Raw genomic sequence first — 9603 nt, 5'->3', positions numbered from 1 at the left:
CTATCGACACAACGAGCTAATCATTTCCCACGGCGACACTGGTCGCGATGTCTTCTTCCTGCTGGAAGGACGGGCTCGCGTGACACTGGTTTCAGCGGACGGCAGGGAGATAGCGTATCGCGATGTCGAACCGGGTGACATTTTCGGGGAGCTCGGAGGCATTGACGGGATTGCACGCTCTGCCAGCGTAGTCGCGCTGGAGGCAACCCGCGCTGCACGGCTGTCCGGCACAGCATTCCGGGATATCGTGATGACCCACCCGACTTTTGCCTGGATGCTGCTTGAGCATCTGTCTGCCCAGCTCCGGCGCATGACAGAGCGGGTATTCGAATACAGCACTCTGGTCGTGCGAAAACGGCTGATCGTCGAGCTCCTGCATCGGGCGGAGAAAGCCGCACTCGTGGACGGCGAGGTGTCCATAAGCCCGGCACCGACGCATTCCGAGCTGGCGGCAACGATGAGCACGCACAGGGAAGCGGTCTCGCGCGAAATGAGCGACCTCGCCAAGAGAGGCCTGATCGAAAAGCGCGGCAGCAGGTTATTGCTGCATGACGTCTCGGCACTACGGGCGCTGGTCGACAAGAAGGAATAGCGAAGGCTGTCGCTGCGGCGGGGGGCACCGCACGTTTCATACTCCTCGGCCGCAAATGATTATTCCTTCCGGCAAACCGGGCAACCTAGCGTGCCAGCGCGCGGATCGGACTTTGATCGCTTCACCCCTTGCAAGAATCATGACTCGGCTTTTTGATGCGGGCACGGAACGTTATCCCCAGCCTGCTTGCAGACTTACAAGGGCGGATCGAAGGGTGAAGCCGCATGGACGTTGAATACCAAATCTTCGTCAGCTCGACCTACGCCGATTTGGTGGACGAAAGACGATCGGTCATCGAGTCCGTTCTTAACCTCGGGCATATTCCTGTGGGGATGGAGGCATTCCAAGCCAGCGACGACACTCAATGGGATTACATTAAGCGGCGCATCGATGACAGCGACTACTACGTACTCATCGTAGCAGAGCGGTACGGCTCAGAGTTGAAGGGTAAGAGCTACACCCAGATGGAGTACGAGTACGCCGTCGCCCAAGGCGTGTCTACCGGTGGCGTTTTTGCTCGAAGGCGGTGCTCGCAAGACGTGGGCCGCGGAAAAGGTCGAGTTCGAGAAAAAGGCCAAACTCGAGAGATTCCGAAAGCTGTATGAAAAGAAGCTCGTCAAATATTGCCGCAACAAGGACGATTTGGCGGGTAAGGTTGCGATGGCTATTAGACGTTATGACCGTGGTCTGAGCGGCGGCCCGCCCTTAGTCTTTCCAGCTGTTAAGCAAACGGGGGTTGCTCGGGAGTGCCGAGCCGAGCCCCAAGCGAAGAAAGGATCAAGCAGGGTTCATCGGCTTCGCGCGAGGATGATTTGGAACGACGGAAAGACCAAAGACGTTCGTGCATATTGCATCCGCTAGCCACAGGTCTAACGCTTGCTATTCTCAGTAGTCCGAGGCGTACCATGTTTCGCAACTCGGGCATCATTTCTCTGCCTCGCCCGCTTGAGCGTCGTGTGGACACTCTTGCCCAGTCGTTCATGCGCCAGCGGCTCGGATCTCAGATGGACTTCTCGACTCCGGAAGGCGAGCCGGCGCTGTTACCACCCAATTCCGTAACCTGGCGCATTTTCAAGAACCCTGTTGCGCTGTTCATCGGCGGGGTAACGGCGGTGCTGCTCGAATTGGCAGAGCCGCGGGTTCGCGACGCCATTTGGCAGCACAGCAGCTTCCGCTCCCTCGCGCTCCGACGATTGCAGCGTACGGGCCTCGCTGCTTTGGTCACGGTCTACGGCCCCCGATCCAAGGCTAAGGCCATGATTGAAGATGTGGTCAGGATGCATGGGCGCGTTTCGGGTCGAACCAGCGAAGGCGAGCCATACCACGCCACCGACCCGGAGCTGCTGGACTGGGTGCAAGCGACGGCCGAGTTTGGTTTCATGGATGCCTATCACACCTATGTGCATCGTCTGCATTTTTTCGAACGGGACGCGATGTTTGCTGAGGCTCGCCCCGTGGCGCTTCTCTATGGTGCGGTCGGCGCGCCCACGTCTCAGGCCGAGCTTTACGCGCTGTTCGACGTGATGAGGCAAAGACTCGTCGCGTCGCCGATCGTGTCGGAGTTCCTGGAGATCATGGAAGAAGTTCCCGCCTTGCCGGGAGTTGCTCGACCCCTTCAGCGGCCGCTTCTGAAGGCGGCCGTCGAGATCCTACCCCAATGGGTCCGCAAGCGGTTGGAACTCGGCGACCGCTGGACCTTGAAGCCGTGGGAGCGTGCTGTTGTGAAGACGACGGCTGCAATCTGCGACAGCACCGTGCTTCATTCATCACCAGCCGTCCAGTCGTGCCGCCGCCTCGGCCTTTCCGAGAGCTATCTCTATCGCCGAACGGCGTCCGAAAACCTACACAGAACCGGACAGTGTTCGTTCCTTGACTAAATGTCAGGCACGCGTCGTGCAGACGTTCAGCTTCTAGTTAACGCGTCTTGAAGGCACGAACTCGATAGCCCACTGGACGGCGGGGCGTGACGCAGGCCCGCCAAGCAGACGCGAACAAACTACCGGACGGCTGCCGGCAACGTGAAGCCGTCGTACCGTCAAAACCGGCATGGGCCGGCTCGTGGCCGGAGCCGCCGCCCGAGATGACCGTGTAGCCCTTCTCGGTGACTGTCAAAGTCACGATCCTGATCCGCGGGTCAAAGAGCGCCTCCAGCAGCTGAGCGGGGCCCTCCGGTGCGACAAGAATATGGCCGATAGAACCGACTATCCGAAGGCTCGTCTGTTCATCTTGACGACTGACAACTGTGTACAAACCATCTTGCAGAGCAAGCGCGTCCCGCGTGTCCGAACTCCGGGGGAGGCTGCAATGATGCCCCAATCGAGTTGTCCCGCGGCCAAGCAATCATCCGTATAGATTGCCTGATGGGCCCTTTGGAAGTTGCCGATACCGAGATGCACGATTCCGGGCGTCACACTCCGTCGATCGTACCGAGGAATTTGGACACCGGCCGATGCGAGCGCCAAATTGGCGTAAGAACGACGATTTTCCATTGTATGCAGCTCAATCGAAATGGAGACCACCGTTCATGTCGATAACCTCGCCCGTGATGAAACCGGCTCGAGGTGACGCGAGGAATGAAACGGTGTGGGCGACTTCTTGAGGTTCGCAAAATCGCCCGACCGGGATTTGAGCAAGCTGCGCCACGCGCTGTTCGTCGTTGAGCTGTTCGGAAACCATCGGCGACATTACGTAGGCAGGCGCAATTGCATTGGAGGTCACGCCCTGGCCAGCGGTCTCGCGGGCAATTGAAAAGGTCAGCCCGATCATCGCGCTCTTCGAAACTGAATACGCCGTCCCTGCGGTCAAGCCTCCGCTTTTGGCGGCATAGGAGGAGATATTGATCACCCGACCCCACCGTTTCGAGCGCATCCCTGGAAGAAATATCTGGGCGAGAAGGAATGCGGCTTCTACGTTGACTAAGTTGACCCTTCGCCATTCCTCGATCGAGGTATCTGCCATTTTGTGGTTCGACAGAATGCCAGCATTGTTGACCAAAATATCGACCGAACCGAAGTGCTGAAGAACCTTCTCCGCCGCCGCGCGCGTTGAACTCTCAACTGCCAGATCAACACCGACGGCAACGGCGCCATGCCCTATCCGCGACGCCAGGGCCTCTGCGGCCTCGGGGAGCAGATCCAGGACTGCTACTTGAGCGCCGGCGCGCGCCAGTTCGGCTGCGATTGAGGAGCCGATAGCGCCTGCGCCTCCAGTTACGACAGCGGTTTTTCCTTCTAGCGATTGCAAGCGGGACTCCGTTGCTTGGTCAGACGGCGGCATGGTGTGTCTCCGACGCATGCGCGTCGAAAAGGACAAAGATTTTATCGAGATGGGCGACCAATGCGGCTTCCGCACCGGGTCCGTCATTGGCATCCAGCGCATCCAGAATTGCCAAATGCTCCTGCAGCACCACCGCAAACCGTGCGGCATTGCCGGAGAAACGAATAAAGCGAGTCAGCTTGGCTTTAGCAGCGTGGATGGTCGTCCAAACTCCCGGTCGCTGCGCGAAAGACGCAAACAATTGGTGAAAATTCTCGTCATTGTCGTGAAATCCGTCAATATCGCCCTCAGCGATACTCCGTTCTTGAGCCGCCACCAGTGAACGCATTTCAGCGCTCATCGCTGGCGTCCAACGCGGCGCAACTTCGCGAAGAAGGCAAGTTTCCAGAGAACGGCGGACAAAATGGCTGTCTTGGATGCTGACGATATCAATTTGCGAAACAAAACTGCCGAGCTGCGGAAAGACACTTACAAGTCCGTCTTCGGCCAATCTTTGGATCGCTGCCCTCACAGGTGTGCGAGACACATTGAACTGGCGACACACCGCGTTTTCACTAATCGATTCGCCAGGCAAGAGCTTCGCACGCACGATTGCCTCGCGCAGGACGGAGTAAATTTGCTCACTCGCTGAACTGCGCCGGTTCAAAAACACGTCTAGTTCAGCCAATCCGGAAGACATGGCTTTCGCTCCATTCTGGTCGCAACGCGATATCGCGTTCCGCTCGCCTTCTTGCACAATGTCCTCGGAAAAATGCCATCAACAAAAAAGCAGTTGCACCTTGTATACAAGTGTACTAGAACTTCTGCGCTGAATGCAAGCCATTTGCGCTGGCGGTCTCGACAATTTTAAGCGGGAAGGCGGCGCTCTCAACGGGAGGAGTTTTGATGTCGAACTATTTGCGTCGCGTGCTCGCGATTGGACTGCTATCCGCAATAGGCGTGGGGTCCGCCTTCGCCGCTGGAGATTCAAAAATTGCGCTGGTTCCCGGAGGTCCGCACCCCTACTTCGCGGCGTGGGAGCAAGCTGGTAAGGATGCTGCCAAGGATTTTGGCCTGGCCGCAGCAGACTACAAGGTGCCGCAAAAGTGGGAACTCAGCCAGCAGAACCAGCTGCTCGAGAGCCTTTTGACCCAGGGTTACAACGGTTTTCTGATTTTCCCAGGTGACCCCGTCGGATCGGTCAGTACCGTCGACGAGCTCGTGTCCAATGGCGCGCCTGTCATCGGCGGCGCAGGGTGCTTCAAGGATCCTTCTTCAGCAACCTTCTGCCTCGGCACCGACACTGGCAATTCAGCATACATTGGAACCAAGGAGCTTTTGAAAACACTGACGGGCACCAAGAAGCGCATTGCTCATTTCACCGGCTTCCTTGTTGATCCGAATACCCAGCTTCGCATCGACGCCGTCAAAAAAGCGGCGGAGGAAGAAGGCGCAACGGTCGTCCAGGTCATCGCTGACATTGATGCGCCCGAGCCAGCCGAGGAAAAGATTAATGCCTACCTGGCAGCTCACGCCAACGACGTCGATGGCATCATCACGACCGCTTGGGTCCCTGCGGTTGTAGCATCGAACGCAGTCCGAAAGATCGGCGACAAGCGGATCAAGATGGTAGCCATTGATCACGATCAAGTTGTGTTGAAGGCGATCAAGGATGGCTTTGTGAATGGCACAATGCTGCAGAATCCGTATGGCCAAGGCTATATCGGCACTTTCGTTCTCGACAAGCTTCGTTCGGGTTGCGCGGTCAAGACCGATGCGCCTTTTAAGAAGAATGCCCTCACTGACAAGTTCATCGACTCGGGAACCGTCTATGTCGCGGCCGACAAAATCGATACTTATGTTGACGCCATGCGCGACACGACCAAGAAGCTCTTTGAAACCTTCCAGGCGACTTATCTGACCTGCAAGTAACGAGACTTCCGCCAATGCCGCCGGGCGGCGTTCAAGCAGACCCGGCGGTCGTCCAATCAAATTGCACGGTGTCTGTCGTGACCTAGAGCCAGGCCTGATAAGATGGCGGCCTAGCCATTGAAGGTGCGAAACCATGTCTTATTCAGATGTGCCGGCGAAGGGTCCGAGTGGCGACATCGTCGGCAAGCCGCGCAGAAATGCCACCGACACACGATTCTATCTGACCAATGAGTTCGGGCTCATTGCCCTGATTGTGATCTTCGCTCTGGCCTTCAAATTCACAACAGAGGGTTTCTTTTCGGCCTTCAATTTGTTCACCCTCGGTCGTATCGCAGCCGTCAACATCATGATCGGCTTGGCCATGATGGTCGTCGTTATAACTGGGGGGTTGAACCTTGCTGTAGGGGCGATCGGCGTTTGTGCCGCAATGACTTGCGGCTATCTCATTGAGGTGGTCGGGCTTCCATGGCCACTCGCAATTCTCTCAGCCGTGGCCCTTGGCGCCTTGCTGGGCTTTATCAACGGATGGACTTCCGTTCGCACAGGATTGCACAGCTTCATCATCACGCTCGCTACAATGAGCATTTTCTTCGGCGTGATGATTTTCCTGACGCGTGCAGAATCCTATCGCGCTCTGCCACCCGTCTTTGCAGCGTTCGGACGCATCAAGCTGTTGGGTTTTTTCTCTCCGCTCCTCCTGGTCAGCCTCATGGCTGCATTGCTTCTAGGATATCTTTATAATTTGACGGCGGTTGGGCGGGAGATGCTGGCTGCTGGCGCCAAGCCCGAAGCGGCGGAGATGTCCGGCATAAATGTCGGGCGCATCTTCATATACTGCCACATGCTGTCTGGCGCGCTCGCCGCCTGTGCGGCTCTGATGCTAGTCGCACGCAATGGAGCGGCGATCCCATCAATGGCGGGACAACTCGGACAAGACTGGCTGCTCATCGCGTTCCTTGGTCCTGTGTTGGGGGGAACGCTTCTGGCGGGCGGTAAGGCATCGGTGCTGGGGACGTGCCTGGGTGCGTTTCTGGTGACGATGCTGACTAGTGGTTTGCTTCTATTACAGCTGGGCGATTTCTGGATTCAGAGCTTTTTGGGTCTGCTTTTGCTGGCTGCGGTATTGATGGACAAAACACGCCGAACCTTTCTGGCCCGGAGGAACATGGCATGAACGGCTCCTTGGCCAACGCCGTGCGGAGCGACTGGTTTGGGCCGCTGCTGGTTACGATCGTCGCCGTTGCGATCGTAGGGGGCTTCAACCCATCATTCCTGTCGCCATTGAATATTCAGGTGCTGCTGCTCGCAATTGCAGTAAATGGCCTGATCGCCTTTTCGCAAATGCTCATCATCGCTATCGGTCAGATGAATTTGTCTGTCGGGGCTATCGGCGGTCTTTGCGCTATTGTTTTCGCCGGCATGATGGACGCGTGGCACGTGCCCGCATCCCTTGCCGCCTTAACCGCGCTGTCGCTCGGGGTCATATGCGGCGTAATAAACGGATTTCTGATCGCCCGAACTGGCATTTCGGCGTTCGTAATTACCCTCGCCAGCCTGTCCGTTTACAAGGGCATCAATTTGGGCATCACACATGCCCAACCCTTTTATGATATCTCAGACGGCGTGAAATCCATCGGACAGGGCGCGATCTTCGGGATCATTCCTTGGTTGATGCTCCCGACCATGGCTGTCGGGCTAGCCTTGTGGTTGATGCTTAATCGGCAACCCATAGGGCGGTTTATTTTGGCGGTCGGCGGCAATCAACATGCCGCAGAATTGTCGGGAATATCGATTGCAAATACAGTTGTCATCGCGCACGCCCTTTCGGGGTTTCTTGCAGCGCTTGCCGGTCTTCTCCTCGTTGCCCGTTTACAAATGGGTCAACCGACGATCGGCGACGACTGGCTAATCTTGTCTTTTGCCGCGCCCGTGATCGGCGGCGCGGTCTTGGCCGGCGGACACGTCAGCGTGCCCGCTACGCTGCTCGGGGTGGTGATCGTTGCAATAATCACACAAGCCCTAGTGCTTTTCGACATCGACCCATTCCTCGTGCAGGTCGTGCTGGGCGCAATGATCTTGGCGGCAGTCGGCGCCAATCGTTTTCGCGAAAGTCGTTTGTCACGAAATCTCAAGAGGCTCTGAAATGGCGAGCGAGATAGCGTTCCAGGCTCTGGGCATTGAGAAGTCCTTTCCAGGCGTAAAGGCCCTGAAGGGCGTTTCCCTGACACTTAAAACCCATTCCATACATGCTTTGCTCGGCGAAAACGGCGCAGGGAAGTCAACGCTTATCAAGATCATTACCGGTGTTCACCACCCCGATGCCGGCCGCCTCGTCCTGGAGGGCCAAGAGGTTCATTTCGCCTCGCCGCGCGAGGCCATCGCTCATCGTGTTGGCGTCGTACATCAAGAACGGAATCTTATCCCGAGGTTTTCTGTTGCGGAAAATATCCATCTCGAGCAACTTGGCGCTTCGTTGCTAAAGCCGGTGGACTATGCCGACTTGAACAAGCAGGCAGCGCGTTGGCTTGAGGCCCTCGGCCTAGACATCGACCCAAGAACCCCGGTATCGCGCCTTAGCGTCGCTAAGATGCAGCTGGTCGAAATCGCCAAGGCCTTGTCTCTGCGCTCGCGAGTGCTTCTCCTGGATGAACCAACCGCATCACTTACCTCGAGTGAAACTGATCTATTATTCTCGTTTTTGCGAAAGCTGCGAGACCAAGGGGCCAGCCTGCTATTTGTCAGCCATAAGCTGGAAGAAGCGCAGGAGCTTTGCGACAGCGTCACAGTGCTGAGGGATGGGTCGAATGCCTGTGAAAGCCGGCCAATGGAGGGCCTGGGGCGGCAAGACATTGTCCGATTGATGATCGGCCGGGCCGAGGGTGAAGGCGGCTGGCGGGAGCGCAACTCGACTGGGGCTCCTCCGGCCATGGAGCTCAAGAACATTGAAACATCTTTAGGCCATGTGGACGTCAATCTGCATGTCCGAAAAGGGGAGATTGTGGGCCTCTATGGCCTCGTGGGCGCCGGAAGGACCGAGCTTGCAAAATGCATCCTGGGTCAGTTTCCGCTGACGGCTGGTACCGTCGAGATCGACGGGAAGCCGGTTAAGATCAGGTCGGTCGGCGAAGCTATCCACACGCATCGTGTGGGATACGTCAGCGAAGATCGAAAGGGCGAAGGTCTGGTCTTGATGCATTCGGTGCTGGCAAATGCTGGAATTGCAGTGTGGCGCCCCCTTTCGGCACTTCTCGGATTTCTCACCGACCGCCTCGTGCGACACAAGGTAACGCCATACATCGAGAAGCTTGAGGTGAAAACACCGAGCCTCGCGCAGACGGTGGTCAACCTTTCGGGTGGCAATCAGCAGAAAATCAGCGTCGCCAAATGGCTGGCGGCAGGCGTCAAGATCTTGCTGGTTGACGAGCCGTCAGTCGGCATCGACATCAAGACCAAGGCTTACCTGCACGATTTGCTGCGCGAACTCGCCGACAACGGCACTGCTATTTTGCTGATCACGAGCGACATGCCCGAAATGATCCTGCTCGCTGACAGGATTCTGGTCATGAACGACTACCGGCTTCAGGGCCAGTTAATCAATGACGGATCCTATGCCGGCATGAGCGAGGGCATCATGAATCTGATCCACAGGTCTGAGGCCGCCTAAGCTCCTCACGCGCTACAGCCACGGTCGCAAGGAGTTTTTCATTTCTGCAAAATGGATATCGGCTGGGACGATCTAAGGTTGTTTCTCGACGTTGCGCGGCTGGGTGGCTTGAGCGCAGCGACGGGAACCACGCGCCTCAGCGCAGCCACCCTTGGACGAC

9 protein-coding genes are annotated in these 9603 nt (G+C 57.1%); 7 read left to right on the top strand and 2 right to left on the bottom strand.

All coding sequences use genetic code 11. The annotated features are described in order from the left end of the window. From NKI24_RS35130 to NKI24_RS35120, 3 genes are all read left to right on the top strand, one after another. Window positions 1–592 (top strand): Crp/Fnr family transcriptional regulator (locus NKI24_RS35130; protein ID WP_352750732.1); only part of this gene is annotated, 592 nt, incomplete at its 5' end. 224 nt (window positions 593–816) lie between these two features. Then, on the top strand, window positions 817–1197 hold the full coding sequence (locus NKI24_RS35125; protein WP_352750730.1) for a DUF4062 domain-containing protein: 381 nt from the start codon (window positions 817–819) through the stop codon (window positions 1195–1197). Window positions 1198–1497: 300 nt separating this feature from the next. Then, entirely contained in the window at window positions 1498–2469 is a 972-nt protein-coding gene (locus NKI24_RS35120; RefSeq protein WP_352750728.1) for an oxygenase MpaB family protein, read from the top strand. A gap of 622 nt (window positions 2470–3091) precedes the next feature. Here the strand turns inward: NKI24_RS35120 and NKI24_RS35110 are convergent. Continuing rightward, on the bottom strand, window positions 3092–3868 hold the full coding sequence (locus tag NKI24_RS35110) for an SDR family NAD(P)-dependent oxidoreductase (protein ID WP_352750727.1): 777 nt from the start codon (window positions 3866–3868) through the stop codon (window positions 3092–3094). Beyond that, window positions 3855–4547: a GntR family transcriptional regulator gene (locus NKI24_RS35105; RefSeq protein WP_352750726.1), complete on the bottom strand. Its 693-nt coding sequence runs from the start codon at window positions 4545–4547 to the stop codon at window positions 3855–3857. Before NKI24_RS35105 ends, NKI24_RS35110 begins: the two co-directional genes overlap by 14 nt. Before the next feature lie 206 nt (window positions 4548–4753). Here NKI24_RS35105 and NKI24_RS35100 point away from each other — a divergent pair, with 206 nt between their 5' ends. The 4 genes from NKI24_RS35100 (at window position 4754) to NKI24_RS35085 (ending at window position 9443) form a co-directional block, all read left to right on the top strand. Beyond that, complete coding sequence (locus tag NKI24_RS35100) at window positions 4754–5779, top strand: sugar ABC transporter substrate-binding protein (protein ID WP_023680812.1); 1026 nt, start codon at window positions 4754–4756, stop codon at window positions 5777–5779. 133 nt (window positions 5780–5912) lie between these two features. Continuing rightward, window positions 5913–6953: an ABC transporter permease gene (locus NKI24_RS35095; protein ID WP_352750725.1), complete on the top strand. Its 1041-nt coding sequence runs from the start codon at window positions 5913–5915 to the stop codon at window positions 6951–6953. Further along, window positions 6950–7921 (top strand): ABC transporter permease, encoded by a 972-nt coding sequence (locus NKI24_RS35090; protein WP_352750724.1) that lies wholly within the window; start codon window positions 6950–6952, stop codon window positions 7919–7921. The genes NKI24_RS35095 and NKI24_RS35090 overlap by 4 nt, the downstream gene beginning before the upstream one ends. Before the next feature lies 1 nt (window position 7922). Then, window positions 7923–9443, top strand: coding sequence for a sugar ABC transporter ATP-binding protein (locus tag NKI24_RS35085; protein ID WP_352750723.1), 1521 nt, complete (start codon window positions 7923–7925; stop codon window positions 9441–9443). The last annotated feature ends 160 nt before the right edge of the window (window positions 9444–9603 follow it).

This window comes from Mesorhizobium sp. M0701 (genome assembly GCF_040320365.1).
Classification (GTDB): domain Bacteria; phylum Pseudomonadota; class Alphaproteobacteria; order Rhizobiales; family Rhizobiaceae; genus Mesorhizobium.
The sequence above is the reverse complement of the archived record's forward strand: the minus strand, read 5'-3'. Positions and strand labels throughout refer to the sequence as shown.